The sequence below is a fragment of the Mesorhizobium kowhaii genome, from assembly GCF_003253745.1.
In the GTDB taxonomy this organism is placed as follows: domain Bacteria; phylum Pseudomonadota; class Alphaproteobacteria; order Rhizobiales; family Rhizobiaceae; genus Mesorhizobium; species Mesorhizobium kowhaii.
Window position 1 is genome coordinate 189,980 of record NZ_MZXV01000032.1, and the last position, 19,975, is coordinate 209,954.

Here is a 19,975-nt window from a genome sequence, read left to right on the forward strand (position 1 = left end):
CCCCAGCGAGGGGGGAGATCGGCAGCTTCGGCACCCCGTTTACTCCTGCAACTGTGGCGATTGGCGAAGGCGGCTGAGCGTTCAATCTCCCCCCTTGCGGGGGAGATGTCCGGCAGGACAGAGGGGGTGGGAAGGAACGCAAAGTAAGCGATAGAAATTACGCCCTCACGAACCCATCGCTCGCCCGCAAGAGATTGCGCGTATAATCCTTGGTCACGCGGCGCTCGACAAGGTCGGCCGCCGCGAGATTCTCCACCGCCTCGCCGCTTTGCATCACCATCAGCCGCTCGCACATATGGGTGATGATGGCGAGGTCGTGACTGACCATCAGGAAGGTCAGCTTGCGCCGCCGGCGAACCTCTTCAAGCAAGTTGAGCACCTCCGCCTGCACCGAGGCGTCGAGCGCCGAGGTCGGCTCGTCGAGCAGCAGGATCGACGGCTCGAGGATCAACGCGCGCGCGATCGCCACGCGCTGGCGCTGGCCGCCCGACAATTGATGCGAGTAGCGGAAGCGAAAACCGTTGCCCAAGCCGACCTCGTCGAGCGCCCGCTGGATGCGCTTTTCGCCATCGGCAAAACCATGAATGGCAAGCGGCTCCTGCAAGAGACGGTCAACGGTCTGACGCGGGTGCAGCGAGCCGTACGGATCCTGGAAAACCATCTGCACTTCGCGGTAAAAGGCCTTGTCGCGGCGTGCGCCAAGCTTCTTGCCATTGACGGTGATGCTGCCCGAAGCGACCGGCGCAAGGCCGGCGATGGCTCGCAGCAGCGTCGATTTGCCGGAGCCGGATTCGCCGACCAGACCGAAGGATTCGCCCGGCTGCACGTCGAGGCTGACGCCCTTCAGCGCGCGAAAGCGGTCGAAGATCACTTCCAGCCTGTCTACGGCAATCGCTGCTGTCATGCCGCCCACTCCGGCTTGCGGTCGAGCACCGGCAGCGGGTGACGGTCGGCGCCGATCTTGGGCATGCAGTTGAGCAGGCCGCGCGTATAGGGATGCTGGGCACGGCCGAGTTCGGACGCCTTGAGCTGCTCGACCACCTTGCCGGCATACATGACGATGACGCGGTCGCAGAAGGACGAGACCAGACGCAGATCGTGCGAGATGAAGATCAGCCCCATGCCGCGCTCGCTGACCAGCCGGTCGAGAATGCCGAGCACGTCGAGCTGCACAGTGACGTCGAGTGCCGAGGTCGGCTCGTCGGCAATCATCATTTCCGGTCCGGCGATCAGCATCATGGCGATCATGGCGCGCTGGCCCATGCCGCCGGACACTTCATGCGGATGCAGGTCGAAGACACGAGCGGGATCGCGGATCTGCACGGCCTCCAGCATGGCCAGCGCGCGGTCGCGCGCCTCGGCCTTGCCGACCTTTTCATGCGTGCGCAGCGTCTCGACGATCTGGCGGCCGATGCTCATCACCGGGTCGAGCGAATATTTCGGGTCCTGCAGGATCATGGCGATACGTTTTCCGCGCAGCGCCCGGCGTTCGCGTGGCGAGACGCTGAGCAGGTCGATGCCATCGAAGGCGAGCTTGTTCGCCGATATCCGGGCCTGCGGCGGCGTCAGCCCCATGATGGCGCGGCCGGTCTGCGATTTGCCCGAACCGGATTCACCGACGATGCCAAGCCGTTCGCGGCCGAGCGAAAAAGACACGCCGCGCACCGCCTCGATCAGCCCAGTGCGGGTCGGGAAGGTGACGCGCAGGTCCTCGACGTCGAGAAGCGTGCTCATTGGTCACCGCTCCTGGGATCAAGCGCGTCGCGAAGGCCGTCGCCGAGCAGGTTGAAGCCAAGGCTGACGATCAGGATGGCGAAGCCCGGCGCACCGGCCACCCACCATTGATCGAGCACGAAGCGGCGTCCGGACGCGATCATCGTGCCCCATTCCGGCAGCGGCGGCTGCGCGCCGAGGCCGAGGAAGCCGAGACCGGCGGCAGTCAGGATGATGCCGGCCATATCGAGCGTCACCCTGACGATCAGCGAGGAGATGCAGAGCGGCATGATGTGGCGCAGCACGATGCGGAAGGGCGAAGCGCCCATCAGCTGCACCGCTTTGATGTAATCGGAATTGCGCACGGTCAGCGTTTCGGCACGCGCGATACGCGCATAGGGCGGCCACGAGGTGATGGCGATCGCCAGCACCGCATTCTCGATGCCGGGGCCCAAGGCCGCGACAAAGGCCAGCGCCAGGATCAGCTTGGGGAAAGCGAGGAAGATGTCGGTGATGCGCATCAGGATCGCATCGGTCCAGCCGCCGGCATAGCCGGCGACGGTGCCGACCAGCAGGCCGATCGGTGCGGCGATGATGGCAACCAGGATGACCACGTAGAGCGTCCAGCGCGAGCCGTAGAGAATGCGCGAGAGGATATCGCGGCCAAGGTCATCGGTGCCGAACCAGTGCTCGGCGCTCGGCGCCAGCAGGCGCGAGCCCTTGAGGTCGCCGAATGTCGGCGAATAGGGCGCCAGCACGCCGGCAAGGGCGGCAACGACCAGCAGGGCAATGATGATCAGCAGGCCGAGAAACGCCAGCCGGTTGGCGGAAAAACGCCGCCACGCCACATAGGCGCGGCCAAGCCTCGCCTGCATGCGCGACGCTGGCCGCTCGCTGAGCAGCCAGTCGCGACGGCTCTGGATGGCGTCGGCGCTCATGCAGACTTCGTCCTCGGATCGAGCACCCGGTAGAGCAGGTCGGAGAGAAGGTTGATGGCGATGAACACCGAGCCGATGACGATGGTGCCGCCGAGCACGGCGTTCATGTCGGCATTCTGCAGCGAGTTGGTGATGTAGAGGCCGATGCCCGGCCAGGAAAACACGGTCTCGGTCAGCACCGAGCCTTCGAGCAGCCCGGCGTAGGAAAGCGCAATCACCGTCACCATCGGCACCGCGGCGTTGCGCAGGGCGTGGCCCCAGATGATGCGGGTTTCCGACAGGCCCTTGGCGCGCGCCGCGACGATGTATTCCTGCGCCAGCTCGTTGAGCATGAACGAGCGCGTCATGCGGCTGATATAGGCGAGCGAAAAATAGCCGAGCAGCGAGGCCGGCAAGATGATGTGGCGGAAGGCATCATAGAAAACATCCCACTGCCCCTGCCACAGGGAATCCAGCAGATAGAAGCCGGTGATCGGCGTGAAAGTGTATTCGTAGACGACGTCGAGCCGTGCCGGGAAGGCGACCCATTGCAGCTTGGCGTAGAACAGCACCAGCGCCAGCAGCCCGAGCCAGAAGATCGGCACGGAATAACCGATCAGGCCGATGATGCGCACGATCTGGTCGATGAGACTGCCGCGCCTGACCGCGGCCAGCACGCCGAGCGGCACGCCGAACAGCGCACCGATCAGTGTTCCCAGCGTCGCCAGTTCCGTCGTTGCCGGAAGGGCGCGGCGAATATCGGTCATGACAGGATTGGTGGTCAGCACGGAGGTGCCGAAATCACCGTGCAGTGCACTTTTCACATAGATGTAGAACTGCTCGACCAGTGGCAGGTCGAGGCCCATCTCGCGGCGCGTGCGTTCGACGACATCGGCCGGCGCGCGATCGCCGAGCACCGCCAGCACTGGGTCGATCGGGATGACACGGCCGATGAAGAAGGTGACCGCGAGCAGACCAAGATAGGTCGTGATCGCGATGACCAGGAAACGGCCGAGCGATGATGCAAGGGCGGCGGCGCGGGCGCTGCCGCGCCCGCCCTCGTTTTCAATCGCGCTCATGCTGCGCGTCCGTCGGCGTTATTCCTTGGAAACCGGCCCGACGAAGTTGCTGTCGAAGCTCGGGCCGAGCGCAAAGCCCTTGAGGTTCTTGCGCAGACCGGCCACTTCCAGCTGCTGGTGGATGATGACGAAGGGGCTGGTGTCGAGGATCTTCTTCTCGAGATCCTTGTACATATCGGCGCGCTTGCCTGCATCCTTCTCGAGCAGAGCCGCTTCCGTCTCCTTGGTCAAGTCCGGAATGTCCCAGGAGTTGCGCCAGGCAAGCGTATGGGACTTGCCGGCGTCCGAATTGTCGGGATTCGAGGCGAAGGTCTGGGCATTGGAGTTCGGATCGAAGTAATCCTGGCCCCACTGGCCGATATAGATGTCGTGATTGCGGGCGCGGTATTTGGTCAGCGTCTGTTTGCCATCGCCGGGGATGATCTCCAGTTTGATGCCGGCCTGACCGAGCGTCTGCTGGATCGATTCGGCCATGCCTGTCTCCGGCTGTTTGCTGCGCACGTCCATGGTTACGCTGAAGCCGTCCGGCATACCGGCCTTGGCCAACAGTTCCTTGGCCTTGGCGACGTCGAGCTTGAACGGATTCTCGTCGAGTTCACCCAGCACGCCCTTGGGCAGGAAGGTCTGGTGGATTTCGCCGATGCCCTTGAGGATGGTCGAACCCAAGGCATCATAGTCGACCAGGTATTTGAAGGCCTGGCGCACTTCGGGCTTGGCGAGGTTCGGGTTCTTCTGGTTGAGGCTGATATAGTAGACCGTGCCCTTCGGCGCGCTGGTGGTGGTCAAATCGGCATTCTTGGCGATGGCGTCGAGGTCGTTCGGCTCGAGATTGCGGGCCACGTCGATGTCGCCGGCTTCAAGCGCCAGGCGCTGTGCCGAGCTTTCCTTCATGTTGCGATAGATGATGCGGGCCAGCTTAGCCTTTTCGCCGTAGTAATTGTCGTTGCGCTCCATGACGACGGCTTCGTTGGCGCGCCATTCGCGCAGCTTGTAGACGCCGGAGCCGGCATAGCCGGTCTTCAGCCAGGCATTGCCGAAGTCGTTGTCCCATTTGTAGTCGGCGCTGGGTGTGACTGCAGCGACATGTTCCTTGACCAGCTTGGCGTCGACCACCGAAGCGACGGTTGCCGACAGACAGTTCAAGACGAAGCTCGGCGCATAGCCCTTGTCGACGGTGAACTGGAAGGTGGTGTCGTCGACAGCCTTGGCCTTTTCGGTGACGTTGTCGCCGCTGATGCCGAACTGGCCGATGATGAAGGCCGGGCTCTTGTCCAGCTTGACGGCGCGTTCGAAGGAGTAGGCGACGTCGGCCGCCGTGATCGGATTGCCCGAAGCAAATTTCAGGCCGGGCTTAAGCTTGAAGGTATAGGTGAAGCCATCATCGGAGACGGTCCAGCTTTCGGCGAGGTCGCCCTTGACCTTGGAGGTGTCGCTGAGGTCGAGACGGACAAGCAGATCATAGGTGTTGCCGGTGACCTCGGCGGTCGACAGTTCGAACGCCTCGCCCGGATCCATGGAGATGATGTCGTCGATCGCGAAACCTTCGACCAGCGTGTCGGCGGGCGTGACAGCGCCAGCCGGCGCGCCGGCCAGAAGCAGCGCGGACATGGCGGCACCCGCGAGCAAGATGCGCGAGCGTAGAGCAAACTTTTCCATCATCATCGTGATTGTTCCCTGTTTTGTTGACCTGAGTTCCCGGCTCAGGATTGCAGTATTCTTTCGGGGCCGGCAATGGCCTCTGCCCACTTACCGTCGTGGTTTTTGTCCAGTTGGTCAACACCATATCCGGCGGCTTTCAAGCCGGCAACGAGCATTTGGAAGACTGCGTATTGGACCAGAGTGGGCTGGGGCGAGTCGATGCATGCGCCGGCTAATTGATGCCGCCAATCGGGAAAAATCTGCTAATGTCGGAGCTACTTCAGCACTGCGACCAGCCCGGCATCAGGAAAGCAGGTAGCGGCGCGGCCATTCTTGGCCTGCCATTTGCCGATCGAACGGCGGGTCTTGAAGCCGGGCAGCCCGTCAGCGCTGCCGACATCATAGCCCTTGGCCTCCAGCGCCCGCTGCAAAGCGGCGATGTCCGACCGGTAGAGCCCGCCGACCGCACCCCAACTGCCGGCAAAATTGCTGTCGCCATGAGCGATGCGATCGGCGCCGTGGCCAATGAACAGCGCGTAGAGGTCGCTGGTGTTGTATTCCTTCAGCACGTAGAAATTGGGTGTGGCGATGAAGGCCGGCCCGCTGCGCCCGGCGGGCATCAATAGGAAGCCTTCGGCTTTCAGCTCGCTCGCCGGAAACGGCTTTCCGCTGACGCGCTTGATGCCCATGTCAGCCCATTGCGAAATCTTCTTGCCCTGGTCCGGACCTTCGAGCGAACAGGAGACCGTCTCCGGGACGGTCACCTCGAAACCCCAGCCTCGCCCCCTCACCCAGCCATAGTGGACGAGATAGTTGGCGATCGACGCCAGGACGTCCGGCGTCGAGTTCCAGATGTCGACGTGACCGTCGCCGTCGAAATCGACGGCATGTTTCAGGAACGAGGTCGGCATGAATTGCGGCTGGCCGAGCGCACCGGCCCAGGATGATTTCATTGCGCCGACCGGGGCCAGCCCGCGCTCGACGATTTCCAGCGCGGCCAAAAGCTCCGTGCGGAAGAAGTCCTTCTTGGTCGACATGAACGCCTTGGTGCCCAGCACCTCGAAGGCATCGTAGGGCATCTTCGCCGCGCCAAAGCCGGTCTCACGGCCCCAGATCGCCAGCAGCACCTCGCCCGGCACGCCATAGCGCTTTTCGATGGCGGCAATAGTCCTGGCATTGGCCACCTCGCGCGCCCTGCCGCCGGCCGTCACGGCACCAATCGTCTTCTCGGCGAAATAGGCGCCGGGCGAGCCGAATTCGGCCTGGTGCTGTTTCTGCGGCGTGGTCGCCTTCTCGCCCGGCTTCACCAGGTCGGGCAGCTTCAGATTGGGCTTGATGCCGTCGAAAGCGGCGTCGAAAGTTTTCTTGGAAATGCCTTTCGCCTTGGCTTCAGGCCACAGGTCGTTTTGCAGCCAGGAGCGGAATTGGTCGTCGATCTTTGCGGCTGAGGCGGAGGCTGAAGCGCCCAAGGCCATAAGGATTGCGAGGAAAATCGCAATGGCCAGTTCATAGAGGGGGGAGCGAAGGAATGCAGTCATCTCAGGAGCAATCCTTCTCCGCCAATTGCGTCAAAACGCCGTCCGCGAGCGCAGTGCGGCGGCCAGCGTGCCTTCATCGAGATAGTCGAGCTCGCCACCGACCGGCACGCCATGCGCAAGGCGTGTGACCTTGATGTCGAAGCCGGACAACTGATCGGTGAGGTAATGCGCGGTGGTCTGGCCCTCGACCGTCGCGTTGACGGCCAGGATGATCTCCCTGACCTCGCCGCCGGCAACGCGGTCGATCAGCGAGCGGATGTTGAGCTGGTCGGGACCGATGCCGTCGAGCGGCGACAGCGCGCCGCCGAGCACGTGATAGCGCACATTCATCGCCGCCGCCCGCTCCAGCGCCCACAGGTCGGAGACGTCCTCGACGACGATGATGGTGCTGGCGTCACGGCGCGGATCGGTGCAGATCATGCAAGGGTCCGCCGTATCGACATTGCCGCAGGTCGAGCAGATGCGCACCTTGTCGGCCGCCTCGGCCATGGCGGCCGCGAGCGGCGACAACAGCTGCTCCTTCTTCTTGATCAGATGCAGTGCGGCGCGCCTTGCCGAACGGGGACCCAGCCCCGGCACCTTGGCCAGGAGCTGGATCAGGCGTTCGATCTCGGGACCGGCGATTCGCTTGGACATCGCTCTGATCTAGGATTTTTCAGAGCGCTTTGGAACATCCCGCGTCCGCATGACCCGCCACATTGTCCTGGCGGACCATGGAATGCAGGTCAGTTGGTTTCGAGCGGCCGGCTTTGGCTGGCGATCATCGCGCCTATGGCATCGGTGTTCTCAGGCGTCGACTGGAACCCCATCGCCGCCTCTTGCGGCGCGTTCGGAACCGAGGAGATGACCGGCTTGGCCAGAGTTCCGCCAAAACGGGCGGCATCCGGTTCTTCCATCGGCTCCTGCATCGCCACCACCGTCGGCTCCGCCGAGGCGCGTATGGATTTCGCTGTCGGCACCGCCGCGGCGGTCACATAGGTTTGTTGGACAGGCGCGGACCGAGCGGTTGCCGGCTTGGCCGGACGCACTGGCTCGGCGGAAGCGACAAGCGTCACCGGTGCGGCTGGCGTCACCGGTGCGGCTGGCTTCTCGGGCGCCGCCGAGGCAATGGCGACCTGCGGCTCGTCCGGCAGCGGCTGCCAGTTGCGGCCACGCTTCTCGTAGAAGGCGTTGCCGCCGGCAACCATGGTGTAATGCATGTTCTTGTAGGGGAAACGCAGCCCGGCGGTGTGGAAATACATCGTGTTCTTCAGCTTGGCCTTGCGCTCGCCCTTGAGCACGGCGTCGGCGGCCGCTTCGACATCGGGCATCGCCCGCGAATTCATCGGCCGGGTCATGACGCCGGGCGCGAACTGCCCAGGCTCGCCCACCACCTCGCAGATGGTGCTGCCGTGATTGCCGGAGCGCAGCCGGTTCATCACCACCGTGCCGACCGCGATCATCCCGTCACGGCTCGACCGGTTGGACTCGAAGAACATCGCCCGTTCCAGGCATTCCTTGTCCTTCGGCGTGTGGCTGTAAGACCGGGAGCTCAGGAAACTCGGCGTGATGGCGTCGGTCAGGCTGGCTACGGACATGCCGTGCGAAGTGGTCTGGCTGCAGGCAGCCAAAAACAAGGGTGAAATGACGGCGCCGAGCAACAGCGGCGTCTTCCATCGCGTGACAATCAACAGGTAACCCTCATTTCGATGCCCGCCCCCAGGCTGCGGCAAGAATGAGACACTTTCAGGCAAAATGATGGCTAAAACGTTATTGGTAAGGCGCTGTTGCCAAATTGGCACAGTTGCGTGGCTTATTCAGGCTATCGCCCGGCCGCCATCGCGGCCGGCTGGCCAGGTTCAACCTCTTCGACTTTCTCCGAAAACAGGCCGCGCCTGAGGAACAGCGCCAGCGCGTCCCTGGCCGTCGGCGCGATCTTTCCCGGCCAGTCGCTTTCGATGAATTCGGCCTTGGTGAAGTCCGGATTTGTCTCGCAGGCCGCCTCCAGAAATTCGGCGATCTCCAGCACGATCACGCGCTCGTCCTTCGACAGCGCCGACGTGCCGGCCTCGATCGACGGGCGATGCACGTAATCCTCGAACAGGTCGAAGTAGCCCTTGATGCCGACAAGATCGACGCCGGCATCGCAATCGGCCAGAATTTCCAGGATCTCGTAGATCCTGCTGCGGACACGCTGCTCGATCAGTCTTTCGGAGGGCTCTTCGATCATGGGCGTAGTGCCATCGAATGCTAGAAGGGCAGTTTCATTCCTGGCGGGATCGGCAGGCCGGCGGTCAGCGCCTTGGTCTTTTCCTGCATGATCTGCTCGACCTTGGTCTTGGCGTCATTGTGCGCGGCCAGCACCAGGTCCTCCAGGATCTCGACATCCTCTTCCTTGAACAGGGACGGATCGATCTTCAGCGACTTCATCTCGAATTTTCCAGTCAGCGTCACGTTGACCAGGCCGCCGCCGGCCTGGCCGGACGCTTCCAGCGTGGCGATCTCATCCTGCATGGCCTGGAATTTGGCCTGCATTTCCTTCGCCTTGCCCATCAAGCCGAGAAGATCTTTCATGGTCGGGTCCTTTGCGGATTCGTGCTGTGGTCAGGTTTCGTCGTCGTCCGCCGGCGGCTCGACCGGCACTTCGGCCTCGGTCGAATCGGCTTCCGGCACGTCGGGAATGCGCACGTCAATGATCTTGGCGCCGGGGAAACGCGCCAGAATGGCGGCTACGGTGGGATCGCTCTTGGCATCGAGGAAGGCGGTCTCGCGCTTGGTCGATTCCATTTCGGCGAGCGTCTGGCCACCCTCTTCCTTCGACAGCGAGACCAGCCAGCTGCGGCCGGTCCAGGCGCGCAGTTTCGTCGTCAGGTCGTTGAGCAGCATCTTGGGCGCATCGGCGGTCAGACCGACGTCGATGCGGCCGGGCTCGATGCGCACAAGACGGATACAGCTCTTGACCAGCACCTTGAAGGCGATGTCACGCTGGGCGTCGGCAAGGGCAACGATGTCGGCGAGCGATTTCAGCGGTACTTGCTGCGTCTCCGCCACCGGTTGCGGGGGCGCGACGAAAGCAGCGGGCGCAGGCGTAGCCTCGACCAGCCGCATGGTCTGTGCGCCGCCTGGCCCGGATGGCATGCGGGTCTGTGCAACCGCGCTGGTGCCGCCACCATTGCCGGAACCCGTGGGCGCGCCGTTGGGGCGCGACGCGCTATTTTGAACCGGCGCCGCACCCTCAAGCGATCTCAACGCCTCGTCCAGCGTCGGCAGGTCGGCGGCGTGCGCCAGCCGGATCAGCACCATCTCGGCGGCGCTCACCGGCCGGTTGGAGGACTGCACCTCGGGGATGCCCTTGAGCAGCATCTGCCATGTCCGCGACAGCACCCTGACCGACAGCGTCCTGGCGAAATCCGCGCCGCGTTGCCGCTCGTCCTGCGACAGCGCAGCGTCGTCGACAGCCGACGGCACGAAGCGCAGCCGGGTGACGAGATGGTTGAACTCGGCAAGATCGGTCAGCACGGCAGCCGGATCCGCGCCAGTGTCGTACTGGGCGCGGAATTCCCCAAGAGCGGCGGCCACATCGCCCTTCATCACATGTTCGAACAGGTCGACGATGCGGGCGCGGTCGGCCAGCCCCAGCATCGCCCGCACCGCGTCGGCGCTGACGGAGCCCGCGCCATGGGCGATCGCCTGGTCGAGGATGGAGAGCGAATCACGGGCCGAGCCTTCGGCGGCGCGGGCGATCATCGCCAGCGCGTCGTCGTCGACCGAAATGCCTTCCTTGGCCGAGATCGAGGAAAGATGCGCGACCAACGCGCTGGCGTCGATGCGCCTGAGGTCGAAGCGCTGGCAGCGCGACAGGACGGTGATCGGAACCTTGCGGATTTCGGTTGTGGCGAAGATGAACTTAACGTGCGGCGGCGGCTCTTCCAGCGTCTTCAGCAGGCCGTTGAAGGCCTGCGTGGAAAGCATGTGCACTTCGTCGATGATGTAGACCTTGTAGCGGGCCGAGACCGGTGCGTAGCGCACGCGCTCGATGATATCCCTGATGTCGTCGATGCCGGTGTGCGAGGCGGCATCCATCTCGATGACGTCGACGTGACGGCCTTCCATGATCGCCTGGCAATGCTCGCCGAGCACGGTAAGGTCGACCGACGGCTGATCGACGGTCGGGGTTTTATAGTTCAAAGCCCGCGCGAGTATGCGCGCCGTCGTGGTCTTGCCGACTCCGCGCACGCCGGTCAGCATCCAGGCCTGGGCAATGCGGCCGGTGGCAAAGGCGTTGGTGAGGGTGCGCACCATCGGCTCCTGGCCGACCAGTTCGGAGAAGTTCGAAGGACGGTACTTGCGGGCCAGCACGCGATAGGCTGCGGCCTTTTCCGTTCCCGAATTTCCGGCTTCGCTCATTCGCCCGTAAAGCTCCAAAGGGCCGCGCCCGAAGGCGGCCTATTTCTGCGCATAGTCTCGCCCGCGCAGCAATGCGTCGTCAATGTCGCGAGAGGAGCCAATGAGGTGGGAGGCTGGAACAATGACCCGTTCCGGGCTCGTTAGGGCTGCTTCCTTCCGGACCTGACCCGGTTGGCGAGTGGATCGTCCACCACCAACCTCCCGCCGTCCATATCGGCAATTCGGCGATGAAATGCAAGTGCGCAGGCGAATCGGCATCACGAGCCGTGGCGGATCAATGATTCGCTTGCAGCCCTGTTGCTGCCGCTTTAGCGTTCATGAGTTTGAGGAAACCAAGAAAAGCAAGGGAAACGCCGATGCTGCCGGGCCTGAAGGCCGGATTCACGCTGGACGCCCGGCTGGAGGCGGACAGCGAGCAATTGATGTGGCTTGGGCTGTGCGAATTGCGGGTGATGAACGACCGGCGCTGGCCATGGCTGCTGCTGGTGCCGCAGCGGCCGGGCGCGGAGGAAATCCACGACATGACGCCGCTCGACCAGGCAATGCTGACCTTCGAGACCAATATGGTGGCACAGGCGCTGAAGAAGGCGACCGGTTGCACCAAGATCAACACCGGTGCGCTCGGCAACATCGTGCGCCAATTGCACATCCATGTCATCGCGCGTTCGGAGGGCGATCCCGGCTGGCCGGGTCCGGTGTGGGGACATGGCCTGCGTGAGCCCTATCAGCGTTCCGACCTGCGCCGGTTTGCCGAAACGATAAGGGCGGCGCTATAAGCCTTCCCCGTGTCCATCCCAAAGCATCAGAGACCGCATGAGCTTCCGCCTGTTTGACGCGCCGCTGCGAGAGCCGAGCCAGTTCGTCGGCTTTGCCGGCAACACCATCGACCGGCAATCCGAAAACCGCGCCGACGATTCCGTCGACAAGGCGCTGGCCGATCCGACGACGCGGCTGCTGTTGATGAATGGCGGCCGGCTCTATCTGAAGCTCGACGATGGTGGCAGTCTCGACCCCTGGTTCGGCGCCGCCGAGAGCGAGCCGTTCAAGGTTTCCTTCGCGCACGGCGTCCTGCTCGGCTTTTCCGACCAGGGACCCGTGCTGGCGATGCCGGCCGGCGTCGACGCCGAACATTTGCCCGAGACCATCAAGGCGATCGATTACCGCTCGGTCTACATGCAAGGGCTGATCGATGAGGTGGCCGCCGGCGCGATGGCGCAAGGTGCTGCCCTGCTCGCTTGGCATGCAAGCCATCGTTTCTGCAGCAAATGCGGCGCCGAATCACAGATGCGGGCCGGCGGCTACAAGCGGCATTGCCCAAATTGCGGCACCGAGCATTTTCCGCGCACCGACCCGGTGGCAATCATGCTGACGGCGACGCGGGAGAAATGCCTGCTCGGGCGCGGCCGGCATTTCGGGCCGGGTATGTATTCGGCCCTTGCCGGTTTCATCGAGCCGGGCGAGACGATCGAAGCCGCGGTGCGCCGCGAGACGCTGGAGGAGGCCGGCATCAGGCTTGGCCGCGTCGTCTACCATGCCAGCCAGCCCTGGCCGTTTCCCTATTCGCTGATGATCGGCTGCTTCGGCGAGCCGCTCAACGACGACATCCAGGCCGACCTCAACGAGCTTGAAGACTGCCGCTGGTTTGCCCGTGACGAGGTTCGTTTGATGCTGACCCGGGAACATCCCGGCAATCTGGTCACGCCACCGAAAGGCGCCATTGCACATCACCTCATCCGCGCCTGGGTCGACAGCGAATGATGGCAGCCAACACTGAAAGACATTGCAGGAGCAGAAAATGATCCGTCATACCGTCGTGTTCACGCTGAAGCATTCGCCACATTCGCTGGAGGAAAAGAGGTTCCTGGTCGACGCCAAGAAAATCCTGTCGGCGATCAGGGGTGTCACACATTTCGAACAGCTGCGGCAGATCAGCCCCAAGAACGATTATCGCTTCGGCTTCTCGATGGAGTTCGCCGACCAGGCCGCCTACAACAGATACAACGACCATCCCGACCACGTCGCCTTCGTGCGCGACCGCTGGGTGCCGGAAGTCGAGGCGTTCATGGAGATCGACTACGTGCCGCTGGGCGCGGTGATTTAGGGTGTGTTGAGATTCAGGTAATGCCGGCCTGCAAACGGCGGGTTCCTGCGCTTCCGGTGCTCACGTACGAAAAGTACGCTCCGCTCCGGTTCTCAGATCCCACTGTTTTCGGCTCGGCCTGACCTGAATCTCAACACACCTAGTCAGCCACCTTCCACTGCTCGCGCGACTCGCTGGCCGGATAGACACCCAGGATTCGCACTTCGCGGGAGAAGAAACGAAGCTCGTCCAGTGCCAGCTTGACCAGCGGATCGTCGGGATGGCCCTCGATGTCGGCATAAAACAGCGTCGCCGTGAAGGCGCCGAGCTGGTAGCTCTCCAGCTTGGTCATGTTGATGCCGTTGGTGGCGAAGCCGCCCATGGCCTTGTAAAGCGCGGCCGGCACGTTGCGGACGCGGAAGATGAAGGTCGTCATCATCTTGGTGTCGGCTGACGGGCGTTCGGCCCATTGCTTGTTCTTGGTCAGAACGACAAAGCGGGTGACGTTGGAATCGGTGTCCTCGACATTTTCCTCGATGATGTTGAGCCCATAGAGCGTCGCGGCCAGCGCCGGGGCCAGCGCCGCCATGGTGCGGTCCTTGACTTCGGAGACCAGCTTGGCCGCACCCGCCGTATCGCCGGCGACCACCGCCTTCCAGCCGTTCTTGCGGATGTATTTGCGGCACTGGCCAAGCGCGTGGATGTGGCTGTGCACGGTCTTGATCTCATCGCGCTTGACGCCGGGCAGCACCATCAGTTGGAAGTGGATCGGCAGGAAATATTCGCCGACGATGTGCAGCCTCGATTCCGGCAACAAATGATGGATGTCGGCAACACGCCCGGCGATGGTGTTCTCGATCGGGATCATGGCGAGATCGGCCTTGCCCGTCTCGACCGCGTTGAACGCATCCTCGAAGGTCGGGCACGGCAACGGCTCCATCGAGGGATAGACGTTGCGGCTGGCGGTGTCGGAATTGGCGCCCGGCTCGCCCTGGAAGGATATTCTGTTGGTCTTTTCAGGCATGCCCAAGTCTCGATTCAAAGTGTCTCTGTTCGAAGGGATTCTTCAGTGTGAAAGGATGGTTCTGGCGCGTTCGAGGTCTTCGGGCGTGTCAACGCCAAGCGGCAGCGAGCGAACGATCTCGGCGTCGATGCGCATGCCGGCTTCCAGCGCCCGCAGCTGTTCCAGCCGTTCGCGCCGTTCGAGCGGCGACGGCTTCAGCGCGACAAAGCGCTCGAGTGCGGCGCGGCGATAGGCATAGAGACCGATATGGTGATAAAGCGCGCCCTCGCCCCATGGGGCGGTGGCGCGGGTGAAATAGAGCGCCCTCAGCCTGGTGCCAGAGAGCGGCGAACCGACGATCTTGACGACGTTGGGATTGGTCTTCTCCTCGTCGCGGATGATCTCGACGCCGAGGGTGGCGATATCCACCGCACTGTCCTCGAACGGCCTGAGCGACGCGGCGATGATTTCCGGGTCGATTGTCGGCAAATCGCCTTGCACATTGACGATCGTTTCGACCTTGCGCCTGGGATCAAGCGCAACCAAAGCCTCGTGGATGCGATCGGAGCCGGATTCGTGGTCCATGCGCGTCATCACGGCCTCGAACCCATGCGCGCGCACTGCTTCCGCCACGCTTTGCGTGTCGGTCGCCACCACCACCCGGCCGAGGCCGGCCTCGGCGGCGCGGCGGGCGACATGGACGATCATCGGCGCGCCGGCGATGTCGGCCAGCGGCTTGCCCGGCAGGCGGGTCGAGGCCATGCGGGCCGGGATCAGGATCAGCGTGGACATGCGCGTTGCAGGGCGTCTCAAAAGGGGAAGGGAAAAGTGGCAAAAGGTCTCACTGGAAGCGCCCTTATAGGTGTTGCAACGCCCGAGCAAAAGACCTAGTTTCCGCCCGATTTGACCGCCTTCGCAGGGTGGGTCACGATACCGACGGACGGAGTGGACGGTTCGGTCCGCCGGAAAAGGGAGCAAGGGGCGTATGGATTCCAACGAAGTCAACAAGCTGCTCGCCGGATTGCTGGGAACCGTTTTCGTGGTCTTCTCGGTCGGTCTTGTGTCCGATGCGCTGTTTGCCTCGCCGGCCCCGGAAAAACCCGGCTTCGCCATCGAAGCCACCGAGCCCGCCGAAGGCGGCCCGGCCGCTCCTGCCGCCGCAGCCAAGCCGATCGCCGACCTGCTGGCGACCGCCAATGTCGAAGCGGGCGCTGCCGTGTTCAAGAAATGCCAGGCCTGCCATTCCGGCGAAAAGGGCGGCCCCAACAAGGTCGGCCCCGATCTGTGGGACCTGATCGACCGTCCGGTCGGCGAGCATGAAGGCTTTGCCTATTCGGCCGGCATGAAGGAATTCTCCAAGGGCGGCACCGAGAAGTGGACCTACGACAACATCAACCACTTCATCACCTCGCCGAAGAAATTCGTGAAAGGCACGGCCATGGGCTTTGCCGGCCTGCCCAAGGACGAGGACCGCGCCAACGTCATCGCCTATCTGCGCACGCTGTCTGACAATCCCAAGCCGCTGCCGGCGCCAGGGGCTGCCGCCGATGCGACCGCACCCGCAAAGCCTGCCGAAGCAGCCGCCCCGGCAAAGCCGGCTGAGGGTGCTGCCCCCGCCAAGCCCGCGGCTCCGGCTGCTCCAGCCCCCGCTGCTCCGGCCGCACCAGCACCGGCGCCTGCCCAATAAACAAATTGTCACCTCGACGATCTTGAAAAAGCCGGGTTTCAGCCCGGCTTTTTTGTTAGGAAAGGCGCATATGCAGCGACAAAGCCGCGCATTGCGGTTTTCACCGCCGCCAAATGATCTAGATTGCCTTGCTGGATTGATCTGGGACACGCAGCGCGAAGAGGATAGTGCATGACGGTTGGCCGAACGCTTCTCACGTCGTTGCTGGCGGCAGCCCTTCTGGCGGCGGGATTGCAAGCGACCCAGGCCGACGAATGGCGTACCACCTCATCGCTGATCGGCGAGTCCAAATACGGCGACAATTTTCAGCACTACGACTACGTCAACCCGAACGCGCCCAAGGGCGGCACGCTGAATTCGGTGGTGCTCGGCACTTATGACAGCTTCAACCCCTATATCGTCCAGGGATCGCCGGCCGCCGGCCTGCTCGGCTTCGGCGGCGGCCTGCTCTACGACACACTGATGGAGCAGGCGACCGACGAAGGCAGCACCAGCCATCCGCTGATCGCCGACGCCTACAAATATCCGGCCGACTATTCCTCGGCGACCTACCGGCTCGACCCGCGTGCCAAATGGCACGACGGCCAGCCGATTACTGTCGATGACGTCATCTGGTCGTTCCAGGCGCTGAAGGCCAACAGCCCGATGTACAGCCGCTATTTCGAGAACGTCACCGATGCCGTGGCGATTTCGGACCGCGAGGTCGAGTTCCATTTCAACCAGAAGGGCAACCGGGAACTGCCGAAGATCATCGGCGACCTTGCCGTACTGCCGAAACACTGGTGGGAAGGCACCGATGCGAACGGCAAGAAGCGCGACGTGACCAAGCCGACGCTGGAAATTCCGCTCGGTTCGGCCGCCTACAAGATCGCCAGTTTCAAGCCGGGCTCGGAAATCATCTGGCAGCGCGTGCCGGATTACTGGGCGGCCAAGCTGCCGGTGAAGATCGGCCGCGAGAATTTCGACACGCAGCGCTTCACCTATATTCTGGACGACAATGCTGCCTGGCTCGCCTTTACCAAGGGCGGATTGGATGACGTGAAGCCGGAAAACAGTTCGAGGCGCTGGAAAACGGCCTATGATTTTCCGGCAGTCAAAACCGGCGACGTTATCAAGCAGGAATTCAAGACCACCTCGCCTGAGCCGATGCAGGCTTTCATGCTCAACCAGAGGCGTCCGCTGTTCCAGGATCGCCTTGTTCGCGAGGCACTGACCTACCCGTTCGACTTCGAGACCATGAACCGAACCCTGTTCTTCGGTTTCAACACCCGCACATCAAGCTATTTCCAGGGCACCGAACTGGCGTCGAGCGGATTGCCGCAAGGCAAGGAACTGGAGATACTGGAAAAGTATCGCGACAAGCTGCCGCCCGAACTGTTCACCCAGGAATTCAAGCTGCCGGTTTACGATTCCCCGCAAGCAGAACGGAAGTACCTGAAGCAGGCCGTCGATCTCTTCGCCAAGGCAGGCTGGGTGATCAAGGGCGGCAAGATGGTCAATGCCAAGACCGGCGAGCCGTTCAAGTTCGAGATCCTTGGCTGGAACGACACCGACCAGGTGATCTCCAGCCCCTATATCGCCAATCTGCGCAAGATCGGCGTCGATGCGACTCTGCGCCTGATCGACCAGACCCAGTACGTGAATCGCGTCAACAATTTCGATTTCGACGTCATAATATCGCAGCTCGGTCAGTCTGAATCACCGGGAAATGAGCAACGGGATTTTTGGAGTTCGAAGGCCGCCGATCGGCCCGGCTCGCGCAATTACGCCGGCATCAAGAATCCGGTCGTCGACGATCTGGTCGACCGCATCATCTTCGCTACCGACCGCGATGATCTGGTTGCCGCCACCCATGCGCTCGACCGGGTGCTGTTGTGGAACTACTACGTCGTTCCACAGTATTATCGAGCCGTGGTCTGGTTGGCTTACTGGAACAAATTCGGCATTCCCGAGAAGCAGCCAGCCTATGTCGGCGCCGACCAGAATTCCTGGTGGATCGACCCCGACAAGGAAAAAGCGCTGGCCGCCAAATACAGGGGCAGCAATTGATGGCGGTTCTGCCCCGCCGCGATTTCCTTGCTTTGGGCAGTGCTGCCGCGGCCGCCGCCTTGCTGCCCGGCAAGGCTTTCGCCACCATCCCGACTGGCGTAAAACTGCACGGCCTGTCGGCCTTCGGCGACCTGAAATACAAGCCGGACTTCGCGCATTTCGACTATGTCAATCCGGACGCTCCCAAGGGCGGCCAGATGAATTTCGCACCGCCGAACGCCACCCTCAATCAGAGCTTCCTGACTTTCAACACCTTGAATTCCCTGGTGTTGAAAGGAGATTCGCCGCCGCGCACGGAACTCTGTTTCGACGCCCTGATGGCAAGCGCACTCGATGAGCCGGATGCGGTCTATGGCCTGCTTGCCGAGTCCGTTACCTTATCGCAAGACCGCAATGGCTTCCGCTTCAGCCTTCGACCGCAAGCGCGTTTCAATGACGGCTCGCCGCTGACCGCTGAAGACGTTGCCTTCGCCTTGAAACTCTACAAAGACCAGGGCCATCCGAACCTTTCCAAGGCGTTGCGCTACATGACGGAAGCGGTCGCGACCGATCCCGTCACCCTCGATCTCACCTTCAACGGCGAACAGTCCGCGCAAAACATCCTTGCGATCGTATCCATGTCGATCGTGTCCAAGGCCTTTTACACGGCCAATGATTTCGATGCTTCGACGATGACGCCGCCGCTCGGCTCGGGACCGTACAAAGTCGGGCGAGTGGCAGCCGGACAGACCGTTGAATATGAACGCGTCGCCGACTATTGGGGCCGCGATCTCGCCGTGAACCGCGGCCTTTACAATTTCGACCGCATCCGTATCGACTTCTATCTTGATCGGCAGGCCGCGTTTGAAGCCTTCAAGAAAGGTGACACGCATTTTCGCGAGGAATTTACCGCGCGGGTATGGGCGACCGGTTACGACTTTCCGGCGCTGAAGGACAGCAAGGTCGTCAAACGGGAAATTCCCGGGGAAAAGACGCCAGACATGCAGGGTGTCGCGCTGAATCAGCGTCGTCCGCAATTCCGCGACGAGCGGGTGCGGCGGGCGATAGCCAGATGCTTCGATTTCGAATGGATGAAGCGGGCGCTGTTTTACGGCTCTTACGAGCGCTCGCAATCGAACTTCGAACGGTCGGACTATAAGGCCGAAGGCCTGCCCTCATCTGGGGAATTGGCCCTGCTGGAGCCGTTCCGGGCCGAGTTGCCGCCGGAGGTCTTTGGCGAAGCCGTGGCGCAGCCTCTGTCCGACGGTTCAGGCCATGACCGCAAGCTGCTGGGCGAGGCTTCGAGATTGCTCGCGCAAGCCGGCTGGAAGCGCGCCGGCAGTTTCGTCGTCAACGACAAGGGTGAGCGGCTGCAGGTCGAAATGCTGGCAGAGGATGACGGCATCGTTCGCATCTTCACCCCATGGTCCGAGAATATGAAGGCGATCGGGATCGACGCCTCGATCCGGCAAGTCGATTCGGCACAGTATGAACAGCGGCACAGCGATTTCGACTTCGATCTTACCGTGCTGCATTGGTCGATCGGGGCGACGCCAACTGTTGACGGCCTGGAGATGCTCTATGATTCCCGAATGGCGAAAACGCCTGGGCAGCGCAATTATCCCGGGACGGAGAGCAAAGCCATCGACGCGCTGATCGTGGCAGCCGGCAAGGCGCAAAGCCGAAGCGAACTCGTCACCGCGCTCAGAGCGCTCGACCGGGTCTTGCGTGCGCGGCTAGACTGGATTCCAACATACTATCTGGCGAATCACCGCGTCGCCTATTGGGACATGTTCGGCTTTCTCGAGCAGAAGCCCGATTTCGGCTTTCCGGTCGAGACGCTGTGGTGGTTCGATAAGGGCAAGGCGGCAAAAATTGGCAAAGGCTGAGATGTTCGCTCAAGCAG

19 protein-coding genes and 1 other RNA gene are annotated in these 19,975 nt (G+C 62.6%); 6 read left to right on the forward strand and 14 right to left on the reverse strand.

Going from position 1 to position 19,975, the window contains the following annotated elements:
* Positions 1-157 precede the first annotated feature (157 nt).
* The 12 genes from B5V02_RS13745 to ffs all read right to left on the reverse strand — a co-directional run bounded on the left by B5V02_RS13745 (position 158) and on the right by ffs (position 11,473).
* A complete protein-coding gene (locus B5V02_RS13745; RefSeq protein WP_111545385.1) occupies positions 158-904 on the reverse strand; it encodes an ABC transporter ATP-binding protein in 747 nt (248 codons plus the stop codon).
* On the reverse strand, positions 901-1,734 hold the full coding sequence (locus B5V02_RS13750; protein WP_111544708.1) for an ABC transporter ATP-binding protein: 834 nt from the start codon (positions 1,732-1,734) through the stop codon (positions 901-903). The genes B5V02_RS13745 and B5V02_RS13750 overlap by 4 nt, the downstream gene beginning before the upstream one ends.
* A complete protein-coding gene (nikC, locus tag B5V02_RS13755; RefSeq protein ID WP_111544709.1) occupies positions 1,731-2,651 on the reverse strand; it encodes a nickel transporter permease in 921 nt (306 codons plus the stop codon). The genes B5V02_RS13750 and nikC overlap by 4 nt, the downstream gene beginning before the upstream one ends.
* On the reverse strand, positions 2,648-3,709 hold the full coding sequence (locus B5V02_RS13760; protein ID WP_111544710.1) for an ABC transporter permease: 1,062 nt from the start codon (positions 3,707-3,709) through the stop codon (positions 2,648-2,650). Before B5V02_RS13760 ends, nikC begins: the two co-directional genes overlap by 4 nt.
* A gap of 18 nt (positions 3,710-3,727) precedes the next feature.
* Entirely contained in the window at positions 3,728-5,371 is a 1,644-nt protein-coding gene (locus B5V02_RS13765) for an ABC transporter substrate-binding protein (RefSeq protein ID WP_111544711.1), read from the reverse strand.
* A gap of 251 nt (positions 5,372-5,622) precedes the next feature.
* The gene (locus B5V02_RS13770) at positions 5,623-6,885 is read right to left on the reverse strand and encodes a lytic murein transglycosylase (RefSeq protein ID WP_111544712.1); all 1,263 of its coding nucleotides are present in this window, start codon (positions 6,883-6,885) and stop codon (positions 5,623-5,625) included.
* Between the two features lie 30 nt (positions 6,886-6,915).
* Complete coding sequence (recR, locus tag B5V02_RS13775) at positions 6,916-7,521, reverse strand: recombination mediator RecR (protein WP_111544713.1); 606 nt, start codon at positions 7,519-7,521, stop codon at positions 6,916-6,918.
* A gap of 89 nt (positions 7,522-7,610) precedes the next feature.
* Positions 7,611-8,555, reverse strand: coding sequence for a cell wall hydrolase (locus B5V02_RS13780; RefSeq protein ID WP_111544714.1), 945 nt, complete (start codon positions 8,553-8,555; stop codon positions 7,611-7,613).
* 131 nt (positions 8,556-8,686) lie between these two features.
* Positions 8,687-9,094, reverse strand: coding sequence for a hypothetical protein (locus B5V02_RS13785; RefSeq protein ID WP_111544715.1), 408 nt, complete (start codon positions 9,092-9,094; stop codon positions 8,687-8,689).
* Between the two features lie 20 nt (positions 9,095-9,114).
* Entirely contained in the window at positions 9,115-9,438 is a 324-nt protein-coding gene (locus tag B5V02_RS13790) for a YbaB/EbfC family nucleoid-associated protein (RefSeq protein ID WP_111544716.1), read from the reverse strand.
* A gap of 30 nt (positions 9,439-9,468) precedes the next feature.
* Positions 9,469-11,271 carry a DNA polymerase III subunit gamma/tau gene (locus tag B5V02_RS13795; RefSeq protein ID WP_111544717.1) on the reverse strand — a complete coding sequence of 601 codons (1,803 nt, stop codon included), beginning with the start codon at positions 11,269-11,271 and terminating at the stop codon, positions 9,469-9,471.
* A gap of 105 nt (positions 11,272-11,376) precedes the next feature.
* An RNA gene (gene ffs / locus B5V02_RS13800) (signal recognition particle sRNA small type) lies at positions 11,377-11,473 on the reverse strand.
* A 154-nt stretch (positions 11,474-11,627) separates the two neighbouring features.
* On the opposite strand from ffs, the gene B5V02_RS13805 reads away from it, so the two are divergent.
* The 3 genes from B5V02_RS13805 to B5V02_RS13815 are packed head-to-tail and all read left to right on the forward strand — an operon-like array spanning position 11,628 to position 13,372.
* Positions 11,628-12,047: an HIT family protein gene (locus tag B5V02_RS13805; protein ID WP_111544718.1), complete on the forward strand. Its 420-nt coding sequence runs from the start codon at positions 11,628-11,630 to the stop codon at positions 12,045-12,047.
* Positions 12,048-12,084: 37 nt separating this feature from the next.
* The gene (gene nudC, locus B5V02_RS13810; RefSeq protein WP_111544719.1) at positions 12,085-13,029 is read left to right on the forward strand and encodes an NAD(+) diphosphatase; all 945 of its coding nucleotides are present in this window, start codon (positions 12,085-12,087) and stop codon (positions 13,027-13,029) included.
* A gap of 37 nt (positions 13,030-13,066) precedes the next feature.
* On the forward strand, positions 13,067-13,372 hold the full coding sequence (locus tag B5V02_RS13815) for a Dabb family protein (protein WP_111544720.1): 306 nt from the start codon (positions 13,067-13,069) through the stop codon (positions 13,370-13,372).
* 139 nt (positions 13,373-13,511) lie between these two features.
* Here B5V02_RS13815 and B5V02_RS13820 read toward each other — a convergent pair whose 3' ends face one another.
* Together B5V02_RS13820 and B5V02_RS13825 are read right to left on the reverse strand one after the other, a co-directional pair.
* Complete coding sequence (locus tag B5V02_RS13820) at positions 13,512-14,375, reverse strand: prephenate dehydratase (protein ID WP_111544721.1); 864 nt, start codon at positions 14,373-14,375, stop codon at positions 13,512-13,514.
* 42 nt (positions 14,376-14,417) lie between these two features.
* Positions 14,418-15,146 (reverse strand): 3-deoxy-manno-octulosonate cytidylyltransferase, encoded by a 729-nt coding sequence (locus B5V02_RS13825; RefSeq protein WP_111544722.1) that lies wholly within the window; start codon positions 15,144-15,146, stop codon positions 14,418-14,420.
* A gap of 193 nt (positions 15,147-15,339) precedes the next feature.
* Here B5V02_RS13825 and B5V02_RS13830 point away from each other — a divergent pair, with 193 nt between their 5' ends.
* The 3 genes from B5V02_RS13830 to B5V02_RS13840 all read left to right on the forward strand — a co-directional run bounded on the left by B5V02_RS13830 (position 15,340) and on the right by B5V02_RS13840 (position 19,958).
* Positions 15,340-16,041, forward strand: a complete 702-nt coding sequence (locus B5V02_RS13830; protein WP_111544723.1) for a c-type cytochrome — start codon at positions 15,340-15,342, stop codon at positions 16,039-16,041.
* Positions 16,042-16,212: 171 nt separating this feature from the next.
* The gene (locus tag B5V02_RS13835; RefSeq protein ID WP_111544724.1) at positions 16,213-18,090 is read left to right on the forward strand and encodes an extracellular solute-binding protein; all 1,878 of its coding nucleotides are present in this window, start codon (positions 16,213-16,215) and stop codon (positions 18,088-18,090) included.
* Positions 18,090-19,958 carry an extracellular solute-binding protein gene (locus B5V02_RS13840; protein WP_111544725.1) on the forward strand — a complete coding sequence of 623 codons (1,869 nt, stop codon included), beginning with the start codon at positions 18,090-18,092 and terminating at the stop codon, positions 19,956-19,958. Before B5V02_RS13835 ends, B5V02_RS13840 begins: the two co-directional genes overlap by 1 nt.
* Positions 19,959-19,975 lie beyond the last annotated feature (17 nt).

What these genes read in the sequence shown, in the direction of transcription:
- B5V02_RS13745 (WP_111545385.1), bottom strand. Translation starts at nt 904, where the DNA reads ATGACAGCAGCGATTGCCGTAGACAGGCTGGAAGTGATCTTCGACCGC.
- B5V02_RS13750 (WP_111544708.1), bottom strand. Translation starts at nt 1,734, where the DNA reads ATGAGCACGCTTCTCGACGTCGAGGACCTGCGCGTCACCTTCCCGACC.
- nikC (WP_111544709.1), bottom strand. Translation starts at nt 2,651, where the DNA reads ATGAGCGCCGACGCCATCCAGAGCCGTCGCGACTGGCTGCTCAGCGAG.
- B5V02_RS13760 (WP_111544710.1), bottom strand. Translation starts at nt 3,709, where the DNA reads ATGAGCGCGATTGAAAACGAGGGCGGGCGCGGCAGCGCCCGCGCCGCC.
- B5V02_RS13765 (WP_111544711.1), bottom strand. Translation starts at nt 5,371, where the DNA reads ATGATGATGGAAAAGTTTGCTCTACGCTCGCGCATCTTGCTCGCGGGT.
- B5V02_RS13770 (WP_111544712.1), bottom strand. Translation starts at nt 6,885, where the DNA reads ATGACTGCATTCCTTCGCTCCCCCCTCTATGAACTGGCCATTGCGATT.
- recR (WP_111544713.1), bottom strand. Translation starts at nt 7,521, where the DNA reads ATGTCCAAGCGAATCGCCGGTCCCGAGATCGAACGCCTGATCCAGCTC.
- B5V02_RS13785 (WP_111544715.1), bottom strand. Translation starts at nt 9,094, where the DNA reads ATGATCGAAGAGCCCTCCGAAAGACTGATCGAGCAGCGTGTCCGCAGC.
- B5V02_RS13790 (WP_111544716.1), bottom strand. Translation starts at nt 9,438, where the DNA reads ATGAAAGATCTTCTCGGCTTGATGGGCAAGGCGAAGGAAATGCAGGCC.
- B5V02_RS13795 (WP_111544717.1), bottom strand. Translation starts at nt 11,271, where the DNA reads ATGAGCGAAGCCGGAAATTCGGGAACGGAAAAGGCCGCAGCCTATCGC.
- B5V02_RS13805 (WP_111544718.1), top strand. Translation starts at nt 11,628, where the DNA reads ATGCTGCCGGGCCTGAAGGCCGGATTCACGCTGGACGCCCGGCTGGAG.
- nudC (WP_111544719.1), top strand. Translation starts at nt 12,085, where the DNA reads ATGAGCTTCCGCCTGTTTGACGCGCCGCTGCGAGAGCCGAGCCAGTTC.
- B5V02_RS13815 (WP_111544720.1), top strand. Translation starts at nt 13,067, where the DNA reads ATGATCCGTCATACCGTCGTGTTCACGCTGAAGCATTCGCCACATTCG.
- B5V02_RS13820 (WP_111544721.1), bottom strand. Translation starts at nt 14,375, where the DNA reads ATGCCTGAAAAGACCAACAGAATATCCTTCCAGGGCGAGCCGGGCGCC.
- B5V02_RS13825 (WP_111544722.1), bottom strand. Translation starts at nt 15,146, where the DNA reads ATGTCCACGCTGATCCTGATCCCGGCCCGCATGGCCTCGACCCGCCTG.
- B5V02_RS13830 (WP_111544723.1), top strand. Translation starts at nt 15,340, where the DNA reads ATGGATTCCAACGAAGTCAACAAGCTGCTCGCCGGATTGCTGGGAACC.
- B5V02_RS13835 (WP_111544724.1), top strand. Translation starts at nt 16,213, where the DNA reads ATGACGGTTGGCCGAACGCTTCTCACGTCGTTGCTGGCGGCAGCCCTT.
- B5V02_RS13840 (WP_111544725.1), top strand. Translation starts at nt 18,090, where the DNA reads ATGGCGGTTCTGCCCCGCCGCGATTTCCTTGCTTTGGGCAGTGCTGCC.